This window comes from Thermomonas paludicola, assembly GCF_024498955.1.
Taxonomy (GTDB): Bacteria; Pseudomonadota; Gammaproteobacteria; order Xanthomonadales; family Xanthomonadaceae; genus Thermomonas; species Thermomonas paludicola.
The window spans coordinates 1,872,624-1,891,914 of sequence record NZ_CP093311.1 but is presented as its reverse complement, the minus strand read 5'-3'; the positions used below and the strand labels follow the sequence as shown (position 1 = coordinate 1,891,914).

Annotated in this window: 19 protein-coding genes; 10 read left to right on the top strand and 9 right to left on the bottom strand. The window is 66.5% G+C overall.

Annotated elements, in window-relative coordinates:
• From LIW09_RS08830 to LIW09_RS08820, 3 genes are all read left to right on the top strand, one after another.
• Entirely contained in the window at positions 1 to 819 is an 819-nt protein-coding gene (locus LIW09_RS08830) for a glycine zipper 2TM domain-containing protein (protein ID WP_256645283.1), read from the top strand.
• A 212-nt stretch (positions 820 to 1,031) separates the two neighbouring features.
• On the top strand, positions 1,032 to 2,195 hold the full coding sequence (locus tag LIW09_RS08825; protein ID WP_256645282.1) for an acyl-CoA dehydrogenase family protein: 1,164 nt from the start codon (positions 1,032 to 1,034) through the stop codon (positions 2,193 to 2,195).
• A gap of 79 nt (positions 2,196 to 2,274) precedes the next feature.
• Positions 2,275 to 4,563, top strand: a complete 2,289-nt coding sequence (locus tag LIW09_RS08820; RefSeq protein WP_256645281.1) for a thiamine pyrophosphate-dependent enzyme — start codon at positions 2,275 to 2,277, stop codon at positions 4,561 to 4,563.
• A gap of 68 nt (positions 4,564 to 4,631) precedes the next feature.
• On the opposite strand, the gene LIW09_RS08815 is transcribed toward LIW09_RS08820, so the two are convergent.
• From LIW09_RS08815 to LIW09_RS08785, 7 genes are all read right to left on the bottom strand, one after another.
• The gene (locus tag LIW09_RS08815; RefSeq protein WP_256645280.1) at positions 4,632 to 5,261 is read right to left on the bottom strand and encodes a PepSY-associated TM helix domain-containing protein; all 630 of its coding nucleotides are present in this window, start codon (positions 5,259 to 5,261) and stop codon (positions 4,632 to 4,634) included.
• An 8-nt stretch (positions 5,262 to 5,269) separates the two neighbouring features.
• Entirely contained in the window at positions 5,270 to 7,405 is a 2,136-nt protein-coding gene (locus tag LIW09_RS08810; protein ID WP_256645279.1) for a TonB-dependent receptor, read from the bottom strand.
• A gap of 142 nt (positions 7,406 to 7,547) precedes the next feature.
• A complete protein-coding gene (locus LIW09_RS08805) occupies positions 7,548 to 7,877 on the bottom strand; it encodes a non-heme iron oxygenase ferredoxin subunit (protein WP_256645278.1) in 330 nt (109 codons plus the stop codon).
• Positions 7,874 to 8,425: a GNAT family N-acetyltransferase gene (locus LIW09_RS08800; protein WP_256645277.1), complete on the bottom strand. Its 552-nt coding sequence runs from the start codon at positions 8,423 to 8,425 to the stop codon at positions 7,874 to 7,876. Before LIW09_RS08800 ends, LIW09_RS08805 begins: the two co-directional genes overlap by 4 nt.
• A gap of 31 nt (positions 8,426 to 8,456) precedes the next feature.
• Positions 8,457 to 8,891 carry a barstar family protein gene (locus tag LIW09_RS08795; protein WP_256645276.1) on the bottom strand — a complete coding sequence of 145 codons (435 nt, stop codon included), beginning with the start codon at positions 8,889 to 8,891 and terminating at the stop codon, positions 8,457 to 8,459.
• Positions 8,888 to 9,388 (bottom strand): guanyl-specific ribonuclease, encoded by a 501-nt coding sequence (locus LIW09_RS08790; RefSeq protein WP_425507878.1) that lies wholly within the window; start codon positions 9,386 to 9,388, stop codon positions 8,888 to 8,890. The genes LIW09_RS08795 and LIW09_RS08790 overlap by 4 nt, the downstream gene beginning before the upstream one ends.
• A gap of 24 nt (positions 9,389 to 9,412) precedes the next feature.
• Entirely contained in the window at positions 9,413 to 11,182 is a 1,770-nt protein-coding gene (locus LIW09_RS08785; RefSeq protein WP_425507877.1) for a M14 family metallopeptidase, read from the bottom strand.
• 117 nt (positions 11,183 to 11,299) lie between these two features.
• Between LIW09_RS08785 and LIW09_RS08780 the strand changes: the two genes are divergently transcribed.
• From LIW09_RS08780 to LIW09_RS08770, 3 genes are read left to right on the top strand one after another with little or no spacing between them, the layout of a single operon-like run.
• Positions 11,300 to 11,935, top strand: a complete 636-nt coding sequence (locus LIW09_RS08780; protein ID WP_256645274.1) for a glutathione S-transferase family protein — start codon at positions 11,300 to 11,302, stop codon at positions 11,933 to 11,935.
• 2 nt (positions 11,936 to 11,937) lie between these two features.
• Positions 11,938 to 12,540 (top strand): rhomboid family intramembrane serine protease, encoded by a 603-nt coding sequence (locus LIW09_RS08775; protein ID WP_256645273.1) that lies wholly within the window; start codon positions 11,938 to 11,940, stop codon positions 12,538 to 12,540.
• A 25-nt stretch (positions 12,541 to 12,565) separates the two neighbouring features.
• A complete protein-coding gene (locus LIW09_RS08770; RefSeq protein ID WP_256645272.1) occupies positions 12,566 to 12,838 on the top strand; it encodes a GNAT family N-acetyltransferase in 273 nt (90 codons plus the stop codon).
• 6 nt (positions 12,839 to 12,844) lie between these two features.
• On the opposite strand, the gene greB is transcribed toward LIW09_RS08770, so the two are convergent.
• Together greB and LIW09_RS08760 are read right to left on the bottom strand one after the other, a co-directional pair.
• Positions 12,845 to 13,351 (bottom strand): transcription elongation factor GreB, encoded by a 507-nt coding sequence (gene greB, locus LIW09_RS08765; RefSeq protein WP_256645271.1) that lies wholly within the window; start codon positions 13,349 to 13,351, stop codon positions 12,845 to 12,847.
• Between the two features lie 7 nt (positions 13,352 to 13,358).
• A complete protein-coding gene (locus LIW09_RS08760) occupies positions 13,359 to 14,870 on the bottom strand; it encodes a helicase HerA-like domain-containing protein (RefSeq protein ID WP_256645270.1) in 1,512 nt (503 codons plus the stop codon).
• 142 nt (positions 14,871 to 15,012) lie between these two features.
• On the opposite strand from LIW09_RS08760, the gene LIW09_RS08755 reads away from it, so the two are divergent.
• The 4 genes from LIW09_RS08755 to LIW09_RS08740 all read left to right on the top strand — a co-directional run bounded on the left by LIW09_RS08755 (position 15,013) and on the right by LIW09_RS08740 (position 19,235).
• Entirely contained in the window at positions 15,013 to 16,572 is a 1,560-nt protein-coding gene (locus LIW09_RS08755) for a transglycosylase SLT domain-containing protein (RefSeq protein ID WP_256645269.1), read from the top strand.
• 144 nt (positions 16,573 to 16,716) lie between these two features.
• Positions 16,717 to 17,070, top strand: coding sequence for a TfoX/Sxy family protein (locus LIW09_RS08750; protein ID WP_256645268.1), 354 nt, complete (start codon positions 16,717 to 16,719; stop codon positions 17,068 to 17,070).
• Between the two features lie 459 nt (positions 17,071 to 17,529).
• Entirely contained in the window at positions 17,530 to 18,033 is a 504-nt protein-coding gene (locus tag LIW09_RS08745; RefSeq protein ID WP_256645267.1) for a hypothetical protein, read from the top strand.
• A 539-nt stretch (positions 18,034 to 18,572) separates the two neighbouring features.
• A complete protein-coding gene (locus LIW09_RS08740) occupies positions 18,573 to 19,235 on the top strand; it encodes a hypothetical protein (RefSeq protein ID WP_256645266.1) in 663 nt (220 codons plus the stop codon).
• The last annotated feature ends 56 nt before the right edge of the window (positions 19,236 to 19,291 follow it).

The following is a 19,291-nucleotide window of genomic DNA, read 5'->3' as shown; positions in this document are numbered from 1 at the left end:
ATGCCGAAGAACAACACGCTTGCAGTTGCGCTTGTCGCGCTTTTGGTGGGTGGCGTCGCCACCGCCGGCTACATGAACAGTCGCAGCCACGAGCAGGCCGCCCCAAGGCCGCTGCCGGGTTCCGCGCCGCAAGCGCTGGCGATCGGCGCAGAACCGCTGCCTGCAGACAACGCGATTCCCGCATCCGGTGGTCTGGACTATGCCGACGTCGTTGGCGTGCAGCCGGTCACCCAGCGCGAGCCGCTGTATGCCACCGTGATTGGCAGCGAGCCGGTGCGCGAAGCCAGCACGACGTCGGCACCGCATGAAGTCTGTGAAAACGTGACCGTGCAAGAGCGCCTGCCCGAGCGTGACGGCAACGTCGGCGGCACGGTGGCCGGCGCGCTGATCGGTGGTCTGGTGGGCAATCAGGTGGGCAAGGGCAATGGCCGCAAGCTGGCCACGGTGGCCGGTGCGGTGGGGGGTGGTTATGTGGGGCGCGAGATCGATCGCCGGCATGTGGGTGGCCAGGTGGTCAACCGTACCGAGCGCCAGTGCCATACCGTCAACAGCACGGCCACCAGTTCGCGCACCGTCGCGTGGAACGTGACCTACCGCAACCCGGACGGCAGCACGGGCAGCATGCGCACCGAGCAGAAGCCCGGCAAGCGGATTGCCTTGGGGGATGGCAGCAAGACCGTCGGCTATGACGTCACCTATCAGTTGAACGGCGAGCGCCACACCGTGCGCATGGAGCAGAAGCCGGGCACGCAGCTGCCGGTGATCAATGGGCAGGTCGTGACCCAGACGGCGGCGGTGGATGCGGGCGTGACCCGCTGACGTTCGCTGGCGTTGCCGCAAGTGATGCCCAAGTGGGGCCGGAGCAGTCCGGCCCCACTTGCGTTTGCGGCATGGGGGAGGACATGGCGGCGAAATGCACGCGGGCGCCGGGAAGAACGACGATTTGGCCGGCATTTCTGGGCGAATCGAACGTACCGGTTGTGCGGCATGCACGATTACAATGGCAGTTCGTCCATTTCGACCGTCAAACCATGGCCCTGCATCCGTACGATCTCTACGACGTCCGTTCCCTGCTGAGCGAGGAAGAGCGCGCGGTGCAGGACACCGTCGCCCGTTTCACCGATGAGCGCGTGATTCCGATCATCGGCGACGCCTTCGACCAGGGCCGCTTCCCGAAGGAGCTGGTGCCGGAGATCGCCGAGCTGGGCCTGCTTGGCTCCTCGCTGCCGGAGCAGTACGGTTGCGCCGGCTTGAATGGCGTCAGCTACGGCCTGATCTGCCAGGAGCTGGAGCGCGGCGATTCCGGCATCCGCAGCTTCGTCAGCGTGCAGAGCTCGCTGTGCATGTATCCCATCTACGCCTACGGCAGCGAAGAGCAGCGCATGCGCTGGCTGCCCGACATGGCCGCCGGCAAGGTGATTGGCTGCTTTGGCCTGACCGAGGCGCACGGCGGCTCCGATCCGGCCAGCATGAAGACGCATGCCAGGCGCGATGGCGGCGACTGGATCCTCAACGGCTCCAAGATGTGGATCACCAGCGGCAACCTGGCCGACATCGCCATCGTCTGGGCGCATACCGATGACGGCATCCAGGGCTTCGTGGTCGAAAAGGACTTCCCCGGTTTCACCGCGCAGGAAATCCACAAGAAGATGAGCCTGCGCGCGTCGGTGACCAGCGCGCTGTTCTTCGACAACGTGCGCGTGCCGGACGCCAACCGTCTTCCCAACGTGAAGGGCTTGAAGGGTCCGCTGGGCTGCCTCACGCAAGCGCGTTACGGCATCACCTGGGGTCCGATCGGCGCTGCCATTGCCTGCCTGGACGAAGTCCTGAAGTACACCAAGGAACGCATCCTGTTCGACCGCCCGGTGGCCGCCACGCAGTCGGCGCAGATCAAGATGGCCGACATGGCCCGCCGCATCACCCTGGCGCAGCTGCTGTCGTTGCAGTTGGGCCGGCTGAAGGATGCCGGCACCATGCAGCCGCAGCAGGTCAGCCTGGCGAAGTGGAACAACTGCCGGATGGCCATCGACATCGCCCGCGAATGCCGCGACCTACTCGGCGGCGCCGGCATCACCACCGAACACGCCGCGATCCGCCATGCGCTGAACCTCGAATCCGTCATCACCTACGAAGGCACGGAAACCGTGCACCAGCTGGTGATCGGCCGCGAGCTGACCGGCATCAACGCGTTCTGATGCCGGCTGCTGCGCGCTGCGCAGCCCATTAATCCGTCGAAGGCGCCCACGTGGCGCCGCCGTGTTGCGCGAGGCCCGCATGTTCGCCACCGTTCCCAACCCCATCCCGGCCCGCATGAAGGGCCTCAACCGTGCCGAGATCTGCGACGTCAACTTCCAGGAGTTCGTGCGCGGCTGGAACGGCGCGGTGCAGCCGAAGCCGGCGCCGGATGAGGCGATCCTCGACGGCAGCGCGCTGGACGCCCGCGGCTTCCGCGAGCTTTTCGAGTCGCAATTGATCTCGCGCCACCTCGACCTGATGGCGCGCGTGCTGCGGGTGCAGAACAAGGTCTTCTACACCATCGGCAGCAGCGGCCACGAGGGCAATGCGATGGTCGCGCGCGCCGCCCGCCACACCGACCCGGCGTTCCTGCACTACCGCAGCGGCGGCTTCATGGCCGAGCGCTTCCGCAAGCTGCCCGTCTTTGAAGGGCAGCGCCTGGATCCGATCATGGATTCGGCGCTGAGCTTCGCCGCCAGCGCGGAAGACCCGGCCAGCGGCGGCCGCCACAAGGTCTGGGGCAGCAAGCCGCTGTGGGTGCTGCCGCAGACCTCGACGATTGCGTCCCACCTGCCGAAGGCGCTGGGCACCGCGGTGGCGATCGAGGCCGGCAAGCGCCTCGGCACCGGCTTGCCGATCCCGGAGGACTCCATCGCGATCTGCTCGTTCGGCGATGCCTCCGCCAATCACGCCACCGCGCAGACCGCGTTCAACGCGGCCAGCTGGACGGCTTACCAGAAGCTGCCGGCGCCGGTGCTGTATGTCTGCGAGGACAACGGCATCGGCATCTCGGTGAAGACGCCGACGGGCTGGATCGGCGAGAGCTTCCGCAGCCGCCCCGACCTCGACTACTTCTTCGCCGACGGCCTGGACCTGGCCAGTGGCTACGGCGACGTCCTGCGCGCCGTGGAGCATTGCCGCCGCACCCGCCGGCCGACCTTCCTGCACCTGCGCACCCAGCGCATCATGGGCCACGCCGGCACCGACTTCGAGATCGAGTGGCGCAGCATCGAGGAGCTGTGCGCAGTGGAGGCGGGTGATCCATTGCTGCGCTCGGCCGCGATCGCGCTGGAGTCCGGGGCGATGACGAAGGACGAGATCCTCGCGCTGTACGAGGACACCCGTCGCAAGTGCTTCGCCGCCGCCGAGGACGCCGACAGCCGCCCGCGCATCGAGACGCTGGAGCACGTGATGCGCCCGCTGGCGCCGTACACGCCGGACAAGGTGCAGGCCGAGGCCACCCGCGCGCCGTCGTTTGATGCCCGCGTCAAGGCGTTCGGCAGCGAGGACAAGCTGCCCGAGAAGCAGGTACCCAGGCACCTGGCCATCCAGATCAACCAGGCCCTGCACGACCTGTTCGCCAAGTACCCGGAAACGCTGTTGTTCGGCGAAGATGTGGCCCAGAAGGGCGGCGTCTACACGGTCACCAAGGGCCTGCACAAGGCGTTCGGCAACAAGCGCGTGTTCAACACGCTTCTGGACGAAACCATGATCCTGGGCATGGCGCAGGGCTTCGCCAACATGGGCATGCTGCCGATCCCCGAGATCCAGTACCTGGCCTACCTGCACAACGCCATCGACCAGCTGCGCGGCGAGGCCTGCTCGCTGCAGTTCTTCAGCGACGACCAGTTCCGCAACCCGATGGTGGTGCGCATCGCCGGCCTGGGCTACCAGCGCGGCTTCGGCGGGCACTTCCACAACGACAACTCGGTGACCGCGCTGCGCGACATCCCGGGCCTGGTGGTCGGCTGCCCGTCGCGCGGCGACGACGCCGCGATGATGCTGCGCACGCTGGCGGCGCTGGCCAAGGTGGACGGTCGCGTGACCGCCTTCCTCGAGCCCATCGCGCTGTACATGACCAAGGACCTGTACGAGGCGGGCGACGGCCAGTGGCTGACCGACTACCCGGCGCCCAACCGTGCGCTGGTGCTGGGCGAGGAGCGCGTCTACAACCCGGACGCCACCGACTGCGTGATCTTCAGCTTCGGCAACGGCATGCCGATGAGCCTGCGTGCGGCGCGCCAGATCGAGGCCAAGCACGGCTGGAAGGTGCGCGTGGTCGACCTGCGCTGGCTGGTGCCGCTGAACCACGCGGCCATCGCCCGGCATGCCGGCGAATGCAAACGCATTCTGGTGGTCGATGAAGGTCGTCACAGCGCCGGCATCAGTGAAGGCGTGATCACCGCAATCACCGAAGCCGGCCATGGCGGCAAGCCGCTCAAGCGCGTGGTGGGTGCCGATACCTACACGCCGCTGGCCGGCGCGGCGTTCCTGGTCATTCCCAAGGACGAGGACATCGTGCAGGCGGCCGACGCGCTGGCGGGATGACGGTCCGCCTGCCCGAAAACAAGGCAGCGCCCCGGCCTTGCCCGGGCGCCGCCTGACCTGCCGGCGGGTTAGCCCAGCGCCAGCCCCACGACCGCCGTGAACGCCAGCGTGGCGAAGCCCATCACGCTGAGCGCCATCTCGCGCACGCTGCGGCCGCGTGCCCACATCCAGATGCCGGACAGGCCCAGCAACACCATGCCGATGGCGAAGCTGTCGGCCAGCACGACCCAGAGCGGGCTGCCGCCCACGGCTTTGTGCAGGCGGTTGAGTGCGGCCAGCAGCGAGTGATGGCTGCGCTTGAGGCTGGCGCTGTCACTGCCGGGCACGTACTCCACCGCCCACGAATTGCCGGCGCTGCCGCCGCTCAGCGTCCACTTGCCTGCGGATGTCCTGTCGCTGCCGCCTGGCCCACCCTTGCGGATGAGCTGGGCATCCAGTTGCCGATGACTGCGCAGCCACAGCGACAATTCTTCGGGCGTGTTGCGGGCTTCCACGGGAATTGCCAGCTGGGTGCGCGCCACTTCCGTGGTGTCTCCCTGCGGCCATGCGCCATCACCGAACCGGTGGTTCATCACCAGTCCGGTGAAGCCGTAGAGCAGCGCCGCCAACGCGCCCCAAGCACCCACCCACAGATGCAACTGGCGAATCCAGCGATAGCGGGTGTTGCGGCGACGAATGGCATTGCCATTGCTGCTCATGGATCGGCTCAGTAGCGGAAATTGACGCTCAACCACGCGCTGCGTGGCGCACCTGGGCTGATGTTGTTGTTGCTGTTGGCACTGGCGAAATAGCGTTTGTTGGCAAGGTTTTCGACATTGAGCTGCAGTTGCAGCGTCGGGCTCACCGTCCAGTACAGCGCGCCGTCGAAGCGGGTGAAGGCGGGCAGGGTGACCTGATTGTCCACGTTGGCGAAAATCGCCCCGCGATAGACGATGCCCAGCCCGACGCCGAAGGTGGAATTGATGTCATAGCGATTCCACAGCGAGGCCGACTGCCGGGGCAATTGCGCCAAACGATTGCCCTTGAGGGCGGTGGCCGACTGCGTGGCGGTGATTTCACCGGTCTGGTAGGCGTAGCCGCCCATCAGCTGCCAGGCATCGGTGATGCGCCCGGCAATGCCGACCTCCACGCCGCGCACATACTGGCCATCGACCAGAAGCATCTTGCTGACGTCAGTCGGATCCACCACTGCCACATTGCTGCGGTCCAGCCGGTACACGGCCAGGCTGGCCTGCAGGTCTTTCTGGATATCCCACTTGGCGCCGATCTCGCGGTTGAGGAAGCTTTCCGGCTTCAGCGAGGCATTGCTGGCACTGAGCGACGAGAGCTGATCCCCGGCGCGCGGCTGGAATGCCTTGCTGTAGCTGGCATAGAACGAGACTTGCTCGAACGGCTTGTAGATCAGGCCGGCGCGCGGTGACAGCAAGCCATCGTCGCTGCGAAACATCTGGCCAGTGCGATTGTTGCGCAGATCCACCCGGAAATCGTCGTGACGGACACCAATGATCGCCTGCCATTGCGATGAGAACTCGATCTGGTCCTGCAGGTAAACCGCCGCCACCTCGGCCACGCCGTGGTTGTCGGCGTCGGTGGCGCTCTGGTGGAAATCGACCGGCACGTTGACCATCGGATTGGCGACCGGCACCACGTTGGTGCCCGGGGCGAAATAGCCGGTGGTGCGGAAGTTGTCGGTGACCTGGCGACCCAGTTCGGCGCCCATCAGCACGGTGTGCCGGACGCTGCCGCTGGCGAGCTTCCACACCAGGTCGGTCTGGTTGAACAGGTTGCGGCGCTGGGTGGCGTTGCTGTAGGCGGACAGGGTGACCTGGGTGCCGGTGTTGTCCACCGCGCCCGGGAACACGTTCTGGTACATCTTGTCGTAGTCGGCCCAGCGCAGGTGGTTGCGCAGGCTGAGGGTGTCGCTGAAGGCGTGGTCGAGGGTGGCATCGAACGCGTCCACGGTCGCCTTGGTCACGCTCAGATCGGGGTTGCCGAAGAAGGTCGATGGGTCGGTGTCCACCGGCTTGCCCTGGAACGACGGGACGCCGCGGTCGGCGGTGCGCTGGTCATGGAAATGCTCGTAGGAGAGCTGCAGGCGGGTGCTGTTTCCGAAGTCGATGCCGAATGTCGGATTGGCGCCGTAACGCTTGACGTTGAATCCGTCGCGGAAGCTGTCGGAGTTTTCATACACGGCATTGATACGGAAGCCGGCGTCATCACCGATGCCCACGCCGTAGTCCAGCGTGCCACGCCGGCGCTCGCCGGAGCCCAGCTGCAGCGAACCGCTGCGATGGTTCATGCCGTCGGCCTGGCGGGTGACGCGGTTGATCACGCCGCCGCTGCCGCCGCGCCCGAAGATCATCGCGTTGGCGCCTTTCAGCGCTTCGATGCGCTCGATGTTGTACACGTCGCGGAAGTACTGCACGTCATCGCGGATGCCATCCATGAAGAAGTCGCCGGTGGTGCTGTTGCCGCGCAGCACCGGGGTGTCGCGGTTGCCTTCACCCTGGGCCGTGCCCACGCCTGGCATGTAGCGGAACGCATCGCCCATGCTGGTGATGGCCTGGTCGGCGACCAGCTTGTCGGTGACCACGGTGACCGATTGCGGCACGTTGATCAGCGGGGTATCGGTCCTGGTGGCGCCGCGCGTCTGGCGGACGTTGTAATCCGGCAGGTAACGCTGGCCGACCACGATCACCGCATCGACGTCCTTGGCGGGGTCGCGCTTGCTGGCGTCATCGACGTCATTGCCAGCGAAGGCGGGCGCGCACAGCGCCAGCGTGATGGCGAAGGTGAGGCGGGTGCGGGACAGGCGGAAGGCGGTGCTGCGGGAAGACTGCATCGTTGTTCTCTTGGGCAGGTTGCGGCGCGACGTGCACTGAAGCGCAACATGTTAATGAGAACAATTCGCATGTGCAATACCAATCAACCAAGCACGTGAATGCACCTGCCATCCAGACCGTGTTGGCCGCTGTGCGCCGGGTTCAGCGGTCGTCGCGCACGAACACCTTGCCGTCTTCCACCTTGACCGGGAACTTGGCGACCGGTTCGTAGGCGGGTGCGCACAGTGCGCTGCCTTCGCGCACGTCGAAGCGCGCGCCGTGCAGCACGCATTCCACCTGGCCGGTGGCGGCGTCGAAATGCCCGGCCGACAGTTCGAAATCCTCGTGCGTGCACTGGTCTTCCAGCGCGTAGAACATGCCGTCCAGATTGAACACCGCGATCGGGGTGCCGGTCGCCTCGTCGAACGCGACTTTCATTTCGCCCGGCAGCAGGTCCAGCGTGGTGCAGACGAAGGTCCAGGTGTCACTCATGCCAACGCCTCCGCGCGCAGGCGTTTTTCCAGCACTTCAAAGCGCAGGTCAGCGCGCTTGGGCAGGCCGAATCGCGCATCGCCATAGGGGAATGGCTTGAAGACGCCGGTGCGGCGGTAACCGCGGCGCTGATAGAAGGCGATCAGCTCGTCGCGCACGTCGATCACCGTCATGCGCATCGCCGGCAGCTGCCAGTCGTCGCCAGCGATGCGTTCGCATTCGGCCAGCAGCTGTTTGCCGATGCCGCTGCCCTGCCGCTCCGGTGCGACCGCAAACATGCCGAAATAGCCGGCGTCGCCATCGGCGCAGACATGCGCGCAGGCCACCAGCGCGGCGCTCTCTTCCATGACCACGACGCGGCTGAGTGGGCGTTGCAAATCCGCGCGCAGCACGTCGGCGTCGATGCGGTTGCCGTCCAGCAGGTCGGCTTCGGTGGTCCAGCCCGCGCGGCTGGTGTCGCCGCGATAGCTGCACGTCACCAGTGCGACCAGCGCGGCGAGATCGTCTTCGGTGGCGTTGCGAAAGGTGGGGGCGGTGCGTCTGTCCATCTGCCTATGCTAGCGCGGGCCATGGATGCGCTCACGGCGCGTCCGGGAAATCCTCGTCGGGCAGCGCCAGGAATGCCCAGAACGGCCGGTTGCGCTCCTGCCAATCCACCGTGGTTTCATCCAGGATGTCCAGCAGCACGTCGAAGGCCGCTTCGCCCGCGTCGCGCAGGGCATCGGCGTGTGCGAACAGCAGCGCATAGCCCTGGGCAGGCAGCCAGGACAGGTCGCGCAGCTGGTCGCCCAGCGCATCCCAGTTGCGGCCCTGCCCGGCAGGGGTTGCCAGCGCCTCGGCGATGCGCTGCAGCAGGAGCTCCTTGCCTTCGCAGCCCGCCAGGTCGATCTGGCGCACCAGCAGGTCGGCGTCGTGCGCGGCGCTGGCCAGCACCGTGAGGTCGTCTGCGGTGACGAAAAAAACGCCCGCCTGTCGCGGATCGTCCAGCGCCAATGCGAAATCGTCGTCGTTCATTGCAGGGCCTGCGGCGCGTCGAAACTGCGGAAGCTGCGGTAGTGGTCGTCACTGTAATACCACGCGCGGGGCGGGTTGCCGCCGGTCACCACGCGGCGCGCGCCGCGATGGTTCAACCCCGGCGTGTCCACCGTGTATTCGCGGTACCAGCCGCGTGGCTGGCGCGGCAGGCGGCCTTCGTGATTGCCGAACACGTTGCCATCCTGCGGGTGCGGAAACGGCCCGCCGCGCTGGATCAGGGCGATGGTGCCGAGTGCCTGGGGCGGCAGGAATGCCGGCAGTGCGGCAGGGGGTACTGGGCGGCTGGCTGCGGGCGACGCCGTCTGGGCGACACCGGGGGCCGGGTGCGGCAATCCTGCCACCGGCGCGGACGGGGTGATGGGCGCGGCGCCACTGGCGTTGCCCGATGAGCGCTGCTGCCAGAGCATGGCAAGCCCGGCCAGCAGCAAAAGCCATGTCAGCCAGGTGAACCGCGAAGTGCGGGGGTGACGGGCCATGGTGGATGCGTCTCCGTGGCAGACTCAGGGGAGCACGTCGGTGCGCAGCACCGGGTAGCGGTTGTAGTTGCGATCCCAGGCCGGATGGCGGCGGGCAAAAAACTCCAGGCGCGCGCGCGGGTTGGCGGCAAACGCGGCATCGTCCTTGAGCCTGGCCTGGAACTCGGCCTTCAGCGCCGGATCCTTGTCCAGCATCAGCCGCGCCTGTTCTTCGGCCACGTAGGATTCCATGTACTCCTTGCGCTCGAAGCTGTTGTTGAAGCTGCCCCACGCCGCCAGCGAATCGGGCGCTTGCGGCTCCAGGATCTGCATCAGCAGCCGCGCCTTGGCCTGTGCAATCGGCACGAACAGCGCGCCGGCGCCGATAGGTTCACCGGCGGCATTCCACTGTCCTTTCAGCGTGGCGCGTTGGTGGCCCTCCACCGGCGTGGCTGCGAATGTCACCGCGTCGGCCATGAACACCTGCACGGTGGCCTGCGCCAGCGGTTTGTCCAGTCGCCGGAAAGCAATGCCGTGCAGCGCCAGCTGCCTGCCGACCTGCGCGGCGTATTCGGCGGGCACGATGTAGCCGGCCTTGGGCGCGTCCACGACGCGGTTCGGCACGATGGTGTCGCGCAGCGGCAGCATCCACAGCTGCGGGGTGCGCTCGTCGTACTGCACCATGCTGGCGCCGGACACGTCTGATGGCGTGCGGCGGTAGGCATAGCCGAGGAAATCGATGATGCGCTTGTCGGCGGTGGTGGTGTAATCCAGCGGCACCGGCTGCCCGCCCAATGCGGCAGCGCGGGCGTCGGCGTCGAGCGCTGCCTGCCGCCATTGCGCGCCGTGTTCGGCGACCAGTTGAAGCGTGTCCAGCACCGCGTTGTAGGTGGCCCGCACGCGTTCCGGATAGGGTTTCCACGAATGCGTTTCAAGCAGCATTACCAGCCGATTGCGCAGCGGGAAATAGCCGCTGGAAAAACGCGGCGGATAGGCGGATTCGACGAAGCCGGAGGCCGGGTCGTCCTCGTTGACGAAGCTGGGGTAGAAATCCACCGGCAGCGACCCTTGCTGCTTCAGGCGTTCGATGATGCCGGCCTTCAGCGCGCGCCCGGCCTCGCGCAGTCCGGCATCGCCCACGTTCACCGGTTCGCCGGTCACCGAAATGTCATGGCGGAACTTGGCGCCGTCGGTCACGTGCAGATCCAGCGTCGCCAGCGGGTCCCACTGGTTGACCAGGGCCAGCATCGCCTGCATCTCGGGCGCATCGGCTTTCACGTAATCGCGATTGAGGTTGTAGCGCTGCGCGGTGACGCGAAAGCCCATTTCCTCGGGGCCGCGTTGATTGGGGCGATTCCAGGCGCGGAAATTCTCGTGGCCGTCCACGTTGAACACCGGCACGAACAGCAGCACTTGCTTGTCCAGCACGCCACGGCCCACGTTGCCCTGCAACAGATCGGAGATCAGGCCGAAGCCTGCATCCTTGCCATCAATCTCGCCGGCGTGGATGCCCCCTTGCACCAACACCACCGGCAGGCCGCGCGCGTGTGCGTCTTCCGGGGTCAGCGCGCCGCTGGTGGACACCGCCAGTGCTTTCATCGGCCGGCCCTGCGGGGTGGTGCCGAAGTCGAAGCAGCGCACCGCTTTCGGAAACGCCCGTTGATAGGCGTCGCACAGGGCAATCACCTCGTCGTAGCGGCCGGTCTGCCGGTAGCCGCTGCGCTCGGCCACGGTGCCCAGATGGGGCTTGGACGCCATCGCCAGCGAGGTGGTGGCGGCAAGCAGGGCAAGGACAAGCAGACGCATGGTGGTCATCACCCGGAAGGAATCGGGCGATGGTAGCCGAGCCTGTTGCGGCGAATGTTTGCCGCACGTCACGCGTCGGCCTGCGCGGTCGTGCAAAATGCAGGATTGCCCTGCATCGAGACCCGCATGAACGCCATCCTGTATTACGCCCCCGGTTCCGCCAGCCTGCTGGTGCACTGGCTGATGCTGGAACTTGACGTGCCACACGAGCTGCGGCTGGTGGATTTTTCCAGCCGCGCACAGAAGTCGCCCGAGTATCTGGCGCTGAACCCGAACGGCGTGGTGCCCACCTTGATCGTGGACGGCAAGCCGCAGCGCGAGGCGGCCGCGCTTGCGCTGTGGCTGGCCGAGCGCCACCCGAACGCAGGCCTGGCCCCCGCGATTGACGACCCGCGGCGGCTGGATTTCCTGCAATGGATGTTCGACCTGGCCAACGAAGTGCAACCGCTGCTGCGGCAGTGGTGGTATCCGGGCGAAGTGGCCGGCGAGAGCAACAGCGAAGCCGTGCATGCGCAATGCGCCCGTCGCGTGGCCGCGCACTGGCAGCGGATCGACGCGCATTTGGCGGCGCACGGCCCGTACCTGCTGGGCGACGCGCCCACCGTGCCGGATTTCCATCTGGTGATGCTGATGCGCTGGGCGCGCAACATGCCAACGTCGGCGACCAGCTTCCCGCAGCTTGCCGAACTTGCCAGACGGATGAAATCGCGCCCGACATTCAAGGCGCTTTATGAGCGCGAAGGCCTGGAGGAGTGGGCCTGACCGTGCCGCTGACCCTGATCATCATTGCGGTCACCGTGCTGGTGAGCTGGCGCGGGTTTTCCGACCAGCGCCTGCTGGGCAGGTTGATCCTGTGGCCGCCTGCGGTGCGGCGCAACCACCAGTACGACCGCCTGTTGACCTACGGCTTCGTGCATGCCGACTGGATGCACCTGCTGTTCAACATGATCACGTTCTGGTCGTTCGGCAGCGTGGTGGAGCGGGTGTTCTCGCAATGGCTTTCGCCGCTCGGCTTCGTGCTGTTCTATCTGTCGGCCATCGTGGTCTCGATCCTGCCCACCTATTTGTCGCACCAGCGCGATCCCAACTACCGCAGCTTGGGCGCATCCGGCGGGGTGTCGGCCGTGTTGTTCGCCAGCATCCTGTTCGATCCGTGGAACAAACTGATCATCTTCCCGATTCCGCTGCCGATCCCCGCGTTCTTGTTCGCCATCCTGTACGTGGGTTACAGCATCTGGATGGATCGCCGCGGGCATGGCAACGTCAACCACAGCGCGCACCTGTGGGGCGCGGCCTATGGCGTGCTGTTCACCGTGTTGCTGCAACCCGCCGTTGTCAGCCACTTCACGCGCGCGCTGTTGGGATGAGCTCTCTTTCCTGCCGGACATCATCATGACCACGATTCATCACGACGCCTTTACCCATCGCTTTTCCACCGAAGTGGATGACCAGATTGCCTACGTGGAATACGAGCCTGGCGCGGGCAGCATTGCCATCACCCACACCATCGTCCCGCCGGAAATCGGCGGCCGCGGGATCGCTTCGGAGCTGGTGCGCTTCGCGCTGGAATACGCGCGCGAGCAGGGGCTGAAGGTTGACCCGCAGTGTTCCTATGCCGAGACCTGGATGCGTCGCCACCCGGAATTCGAATCGCTGCGGACCTGAGGCGCTTCAGGCGGTCGGGTAGTCGATTCCGATAATCACGAAGTTCACCCGGCCGCTGGGCAGGGTGCTTCCGAAGTCGTCGTCCACGCGTTTTTTCAGCATCGCCCGCGCCAATGGGGCATCGATGCTGATCCAGCCACGCTGCGCGTCGGTTTCGTCGGGGCCGACGATGCGATAGCGCACCCGCTCGCCGGTGCCAGCGTTCTCCAATTCCACCTGTGCACCGAAGAACACGGCATCGGGATCGCTGGGAGCGGCGTCCACCACGCGCAGTTCTTCCAGCCGCTTGCTGAGATAGCGCACCCGGCGATCAATTTCACCCAGTTGTTTCTTGCGATAGGTGTATTCGGCGTTTTCCGAGCGGTCGCCCTCGGCGGCAGCGGCGGCCAGCGCCTTCACCACCTCCGGGCGCCGCACGCGCCACAGCGCGTCCAGCTCGGCCTTCAGCCGGTCGTGGCCTTCGCGGGTGATCAGCGCCGTGCTCTTCTCGGCAGGCGGCCGCCAGCGGCTCATGTCCGGCTCAGCGCTTGCCGCCGAAGATGCCGCCCAGCAGGCCGCGCAGGATCTGCCGGCCCACCTGGCTGCCCACCGTGCGTGCGGTCTGCTTGGCCATGGTCTCGATCATGCCCTGGCGGCGCTTGGTGCCGAACAGCGCGTCCTTGACCGCGCCGCCGAAGCCGCCTTCCTGCGCATCGTCGCTGGCACGCGTCCTGGCCTGCGGCGCCTGCGCCTGTTCGGTCCTGGCTTCGGCCTTCTTCGCCAGCAACTCGGCTGCGGAATCGCGGTCGATGCGGGTGTCGTATTTGCCCCCCACCGGGCTGCCAGCGCGAACCTGCGCACGTTCGGCGTCGGTGATCGCGCCCATCCGGCAGCGTGGCGGCGCGATCAGGGTTTTTTCCACCGGCATCGGCACACCCTTGTCCTGCAGGGTGGAGACCAGCGCTTCGCCCACGCCCAGTTGACCAATGGCGGTGGCCACGTTCAACGCGGGATTGGTGACGAAGGTTTCCGCCGCGGTTTTCACCGCCTTCTGGTCACGCGGGGTGAACGCACGCAGCGCGTGCTGCACGCGGTTGCCCATCTGGCCGAGGATTTCATCGGGAATGTCGTCCGGGAACTGCGAGCAGAAATACACGCCCACACCCTTCGAGCGAATCAGCCGCACGACTTGTTCGATGCGTTGGCGAAGCGCGGCCGGCGCGTCATCGAACAGCAGGTGCGCCTCGTCGAACACGAAGACGAGTTTCGGCTTTTCCAGGTCGCCCACTTCCGGCAGGGTCTCGAACAGCTCCGACAGCAGCCACAGCAGGAAGCTGGAATACAGCTTCGGCTTCAGGATCAGCTGGTCGGCGGCGAGGATGTTCACCACGCCGCGGCCGTCGGGGGTGGTGCGCATCAGGTCGGTCAGTTCCAGCGCCGGCTCGCCGAAAAAGAGTCCGGCGCCTTCCTGTTCCAGCCGCAGCAGGGCGCGCTGGATGGCGCCGATCGACTGCGAGCTGACCAGTCCGTAGGAGGTGCTGATGTCCTGGCGTTCCTCGGCAATCAGGCCCAGCAGGGCGCGCAGGTCTTCCAGATCGAGCAGCAGCAGGCCGCGGTCATCGGCCAATTTGAACAGGATGTCCAGCACGCCGGACTGGGTGTCGTTGAGCTCCAGGATGCGCCCCAGCAGGGTGGGGCCCATCTCGCTGACGGTAGTGCGTACCGGGTGGCCGGCCTTGCCCCACAGGTCCCAGAACACCACCGGCGCGGCTTCGTTGCGATAGTCGCCGATGCCCAACTGCGCGACGCGCTGCTGCAGCCGCTCGCTCATCGTGCCAGGCACCGCCAGCCCGGCCACGTCGCCCTTCACGTCGGCCAGGAACACCGGTACGCCGATCCGCGAAAAGCCCTCTGCCAGCGTCATCAGCGTCACCGTCTTGCCGGTGCCGGTGGCGCCGGCCACCAGCCCGTGGCGGTTGCCGTACCTCGGCAGCAGGAACACGTTGCCGCTGGTGTCGGTGGTGACGGCTTTGCCGACGAAGATCGGATCCATGGGATGTTCCTGAATGGCGGAAATTGTGTGCGACTGCCGGATTCTATGCGAATGGAGCCGGCAATCATGACCGTTGCGGGTTGCCTGCATGGAGTCCGCGCGGCTACCCTGCCGGCCCGTTGTCCCAAGTTGTGCCTGCTCTATGCCCGTGCGCCCGCTGCCTGCCCTTGCTGCCATTGTCTTGTCGCTGTCGGCGATGCTGTCCACCCTGCCGGCGCACGCCGCCAGCAAACGGGGCGAGGCGAAGCGCACCGATACCCGGCATGCATCGGCGATCGAGTTGCAGCAGCGCATGGACGCCGCCGAAAAACGCTACCGCGACGCGATGCTGGCAGACGATGAAGAGGCGGCGGCCAATGCGACCACCGCCGCGCTGGCGGACATGAAGGACGTGGTGGACGCCTGCGGCAAGCAGCGCGGCTGCTCGGTGGAGACCATGCTGGCGACGTACGAACGCCTGCTACAGGCCACGCCGCGCTTCGACGACCTGCTGGCCGACGAGGGTGGCGCCGACCCCATCGACGAGAGCGACCTGGACGACGCCAGCGTGCCCGCGTCCGCCAACGCCGCCGCGCTGCTCAGCGAGGAAGGGCAGCGCTTCGTGAAGATGGTGCAATTCAATCCGGCGGTGCAGGCCGGCATTCGCCGCTGGCTTACCGACATGCGCCCGTCGCTGATGGACAGCTACGAGAACTACCGCTACATGCAGCACCTGATGTCGCCGGCGTTCCGCCGCCACGGCCTGCCGGAGGCGCTGTTGTTCGGCATCATGGCCAAGGAGTCCAACGGCAAGGTGCATGTGGGCTCGCGTGCCGGCGCCGTGGGGCCGCTGCAGTTCATGCCCTCCACCGGGCGCCGCTTCGGGCTGGGCGATGACGGCAGCGGCTTTGACACCCGCTACGACCCGGCCGCCTCCGCCGATGCGGCCGCGCAGTACCTCAGCGAACGCATGGGCCAGCTCGACAACAGCATCGAGCTGTCGCTGGCCGGTTACAACGGCGGCGAGGGCCGCGCCCTGCGCGTGTTCCGCGAAACCGGCGGGCGCAGTTTCTGGGACATCGACGTCTATAACCAGTTCCCGGCGGAAACCAAGGACTACGTGCCGATGGTGATCGCCGCCGCGTGGTTGTTCCTGCACCCGAAGGACTATGGCATCCGCTGGCCGCGGGTCAGCGCCCGACCGGCCGGCATCGTGCTGGCGCAGCCGGCCTCGCTGTACGAACTCACCATCTGCCTGGGCAACTGGGGCTCGCGCGATGGCTACCTGCGCGCGCTGCGCAACCTCAATCCGCGCTGGTCGCCAGACGTCATGCTGCCGGCAGGAACGATGCTGAATGCCACCAGCCGCATCAGCTGGCTGTATCGCTTCAATTGCACCCGTGGCAAGCGTCTGGAGCTGGCGCAGGAACTGGTGGCCAGCGACGCGCGTACCGCGCTGGTGCGGGTGGGCGACCCCATGCCCGCCGGTACGGCTGCCAGCGCGACGCCGCCGGTCGCCAGCGTTGTGCCGGCAGTGCCAGCGCGCCCCGGCAAACCAGCGGCCAAGGCCAAGACCCATAGCGTCAAGCGTGGCGAAACCCTGTCCAGCATTGCCGGCAAGTTCCGCTGCGACCTGGACGACCTGGCCAAGGTCAACCGGTTGAAGAAGCCGAAATACGCCATCAAACCCGGCCAGAGCCTGAAGCTGGAAGGCTGCGGCTGATCCCGGCCAGCACGGCTCTGGTCGCGCTCGCCGTCATCCCCGCCTCCAGCGCGTCATCCCCGCGAAAGCGGGGATCGCTCTTGCACAAAAACAGGCGCTATGGTGTAGGCCCCGCCGGCCCGCCCGGCCCGCCCGCCGCGCGCCATGGCTACCGACACCGATTTCATCGCCTATATCGCAGAGCAGGCCGGCTTGGGCGCCCGCCTGACCCACCGCCGCATGTTCGGGGAATATGCCCTGTACGTGGACGAGAAAGTGGTGGCCTTCGCCTGCGACAACAGCCTGTTCGTCAAACCCTCCGCCGCCGCCACGCGGCTGGCCCCGCACCTGCCGCAGCGCCTGCCGTACCCCGGCGCCAAGGATTACCCGGTGGCCGATGAGTTGCTGGACGACGCCGACTGCCTGCGGGAGTTGTTGTTGGAGACGGCGGTGTTGATGCCGGTGCCGAAGGTGAAGGAAGCGAAGAAGAAAGCGGCCAAGCCAGCCAAAGCGAAGTAAGGACAGCAAGGCCAGCTGCCGACCCGGGCGCTTGCCAAGGCAGCACCATCCCCAGCCACGGGCTGGTCATTTCTGCGCTGCTGCGCCAGTCCAATATCCATGCATGCCGGGTATCCCGCGGGCGGGTGTCAAGCGCTTGCTCTGGCGCAAGTTTCAGCAAATCAGCCGCGCAAATGCCCCCTGTTTTTGCGCACCGTCTCACCCTGTGCGACGCAAAACCCGCACTTCCCCTGTGCGTGACCGATGTTCCACGCAAACGCCGGTAGGCCCGTTGTCTCACGGAAACTGAGACAGGGCGCGACTTTCAGCGTCACTAGCACACGTGAAACATCTGCAAAAGTAGATTTGGTCACATTTCTTCGTTGACACGGAAAATTCTTCTTGCATAAGGTTTCCATGCCAAATCCACTACATCTAGTGGATTGCGGCATTCCTCCACTACTACCTGTAGGTGAAACCATGCCCCAAAATCGAATCACCCTGTCCCTGCCCGCCGCCAAGCTGGCTGCCGTGGATGCTGCCATCGTCAGCCTGGAATCCGCCCTGACCGAGTTGGTGGCGCTGGACGCAAAAGAGCGGATTCGTCTGCCCAAGATGGGTGGCAAGTCCGAAACCTTCTGCCGCCAGACCCTGAGCGTGATTGCCCAGAACCCGCAGATCGTCAATCCCAGCCTGGAACTGCCCTCCGCACTAGGGGATCTGGCGGCGTTCGATGCCCTGCGGCCCCGCCGCCAGCGCCTCCAGCGGCTGCTGGAACGCATGCAGGACACGGAAACCCTGCTGGGAAGCGACGTGTTGGTCACCGCGCTGGAGGCCTACGGCCTGTTGAAGGTGTCCGGCAAGAGCCAGGGCCTGGCGTCCCTGCGGGCCGGGCTGGGCACCCGCTTCAAGGCCCAGGGCCGCCGCCGCGCTGCCGCCAACGACGACGCCGCGGAGGGCAACGGCAGCACCGACGCCGCCTGACGGCGGGTTGGCATGGGGGGCAGTCGCAACATCAGGGGATATGTGATCGGGTCCTTCGGGACCCGGTCTTTTTTGTTTCCGCGCAGGCGCTTCCGCCGCCACTCGAATGGCGCTTTCAGCGTACTGCTGCCAGCTTGAAGCGCAGTGCAGTTCGCCCGCGGCGCAGTGCAGCCAGCACGAAGCAGCGTGCTGTTCGCTTGAAGCGCGGAGCAGCCCGCTCAAAGTCCCGCACGGTTTGCTTGAAGCCAGCTGCGGTCAACACAAGGCCAACAGCCGTTCGCTTGAAGCCCGGCGCAGCCCAGTTGACTACCCCCTGCTGTTCGCTTGAGGCCCGGCGCAGTCCGCTTGAATCCGCGCTGCTGTTGGCGGAAAGCCGCGTTCAGTCAGCCCCACGCGCACAGATTCCCCCGCACAGCCCGCTGAAGTCAGCGCAAGGCTTGCAGCAACCCCCGTAGGGGCACCGCAGGGGCGCGATCTCCATCGCAGCCCCTGCGACGCCGATCTGGTGTCGTATCCTGCATCACAAAGGGGAATGCAGCATGACGACACGGACGGTTGGCGCACTGGTATTGGCAGGGTTATTGGCCGCGTGCAGCGCGCCGCAGGCGGACACGCCGAACGCACCGCGTCCGCAGCAGGCGGGCCAACCGATGGATCCCGGCCGCGTGGCCGCCCACATGCTGGGCGCCCGCGCCGCTGCGGTGACCGGTGACCAGGCCGGCGTGCAGCGCAGCGTGGATGCGCTGTCCGAAGACCTGCGCCGCGCCATGAAGCTGGCCGATGCCAACCGCCCCATCGACCACGAAGCCGCGCGCGCCGTGGCCCGCGCGCTGCCGGGCGTGCGCTCGGCCAACTGGATAGACCGCCACAACCTGCTGGTGCGGGTGGATGGAGCGGACCGGCGCACCCAAGCCACCATCGACGCGCTGTGCGTTGCGCTGGAGCCGTTGGGGGACACGCTGGCGGTGGTGGTCAACCTGCAGGATGCGGACCCCACCACGCGCGACGGCATGGACACGCTGAGCCGCAATTGTCAGCTCGCGCCGGGGGATCACGCCATGATGCAGCGTCCCCGCACGGTGGACGCGCTGGACCCGGCGTTGCGGGCACAGCACCGGGCGGACATGGAGCGGATGCGGGCGCAGCCGCCGGAGCAGACGGCAGGGGATCGGGCGGCGTTGGAGACGATGAGGGAAATGTAGTTGCCCATGCGGGGCTGACATATTAATCACGCATCAATAATTCCTAACTCATTTCG

Coding starts and splice junctions, on each gene's coding strand:
- LIW09_RS08830 (WP_256645283.1), top strand. CDS start 1: ATGCCGAAGAACAACACGCTTGCAGTTGCGCTTGTCGCGCTTTTGGTG.
- LIW09_RS08795 (WP_256645276.1), bottom strand. CDS start 8,891: ATGAACGACGACGATTTCGCATTGGCGCTGGACGATCCGCGACAGGCG.
- LIW09_RS08800 (WP_256645277.1), bottom strand. CDS start 8,425: ATGGACAGACGCACCGCCCCCACCTTTCGCAACGCCACCGAAGACGAT.
- LIW09_RS08805 (WP_256645278.1), bottom strand. CDS start 7,877: ATGAGTGACACCTGGACCTTCGTCTGCACCACGCTGGACCTGCTGCCG.
- LIW09_RS08790 (WP_425507878.1), bottom strand. CDS start 9,388: ATGGCCCGTCACCCCCGCACTTCGCGGTTCACCTGGCTGACATGGCTT.
- LIW09_RS08755 (WP_256645269.1), top strand. CDS start 15,013: ATGCCCGTGCGCCCGCTGCCTGCCCTTGCTGCCATTGTCTTGTCGCTG.
- LIW09_RS08770 (WP_256645272.1), top strand. CDS start 12,566: ATGACCACGATTCATCACGACGCCTTTACCCATCGCTTTTCCACCGAA.
- LIW09_RS08820 (WP_256645281.1), top strand. CDS start 2,275: ATGTTCGCCACCGTTCCCAACCCCATCCCGGCCCGCATGAAGGGCCTC.
- LIW09_RS08740 (WP_256645266.1), top strand. CDS start 18,573: ATGACGACACGGACGGTTGGCGCACTGGTATTGGCAGGGTTATTGGCC.
- LIW09_RS08810 (WP_256645279.1), bottom strand. CDS start 7,405: ATGCAGTCTTCCCGCAGCACCGCCTTCCGCCTGTCCCGCACCCGCCTC.
- LIW09_RS08780 (WP_256645274.1), top strand. CDS start 11,300: ATGAACGCCATCCTGTATTACGCCCCCGGTTCCGCCAGCCTGCTGGTG.
- LIW09_RS08825 (WP_256645282.1), top strand. CDS start 1,032: ATGGCCCTGCATCCGTACGATCTCTACGACGTCCGTTCCCTGCTGAGC.
- LIW09_RS08750 (WP_256645268.1), top strand. CDS start 16,717: ATGGCTACCGACACCGATTTCATCGCCTATATCGCAGAGCAGGCCGGC.
- LIW09_RS08815 (WP_256645280.1), bottom strand. CDS start 5,261: ATGAGCAGCAATGGCAATGCCATTCGTCGCCGCAACACCCGCTATCGC.
- LIW09_RS08745 (WP_256645267.1), top strand. CDS start 17,530: ATGCCCCAAAATCGAATCACCCTGTCCCTGCCCGCCGCCAAGCTGGCT.
- LIW09_RS08760 (WP_256645270.1), bottom strand. CDS start 14,870: ATGGATCCGATCTTCGTCGGCAAAGCCGTCACCACCGACACCAGCGGC.
- LIW09_RS08785 (WP_425507877.1), bottom strand. CDS start 11,182: ATGACCACCATGCGTCTGCTTGTCCTTGCCCTGCTTGCCGCCACCACC.
- greB (WP_256645271.1), bottom strand. CDS start 13,351: ATGAGCCGCTGGCGGCCGCCTGCCGAGAAGAGCACGGCGCTGATCACC.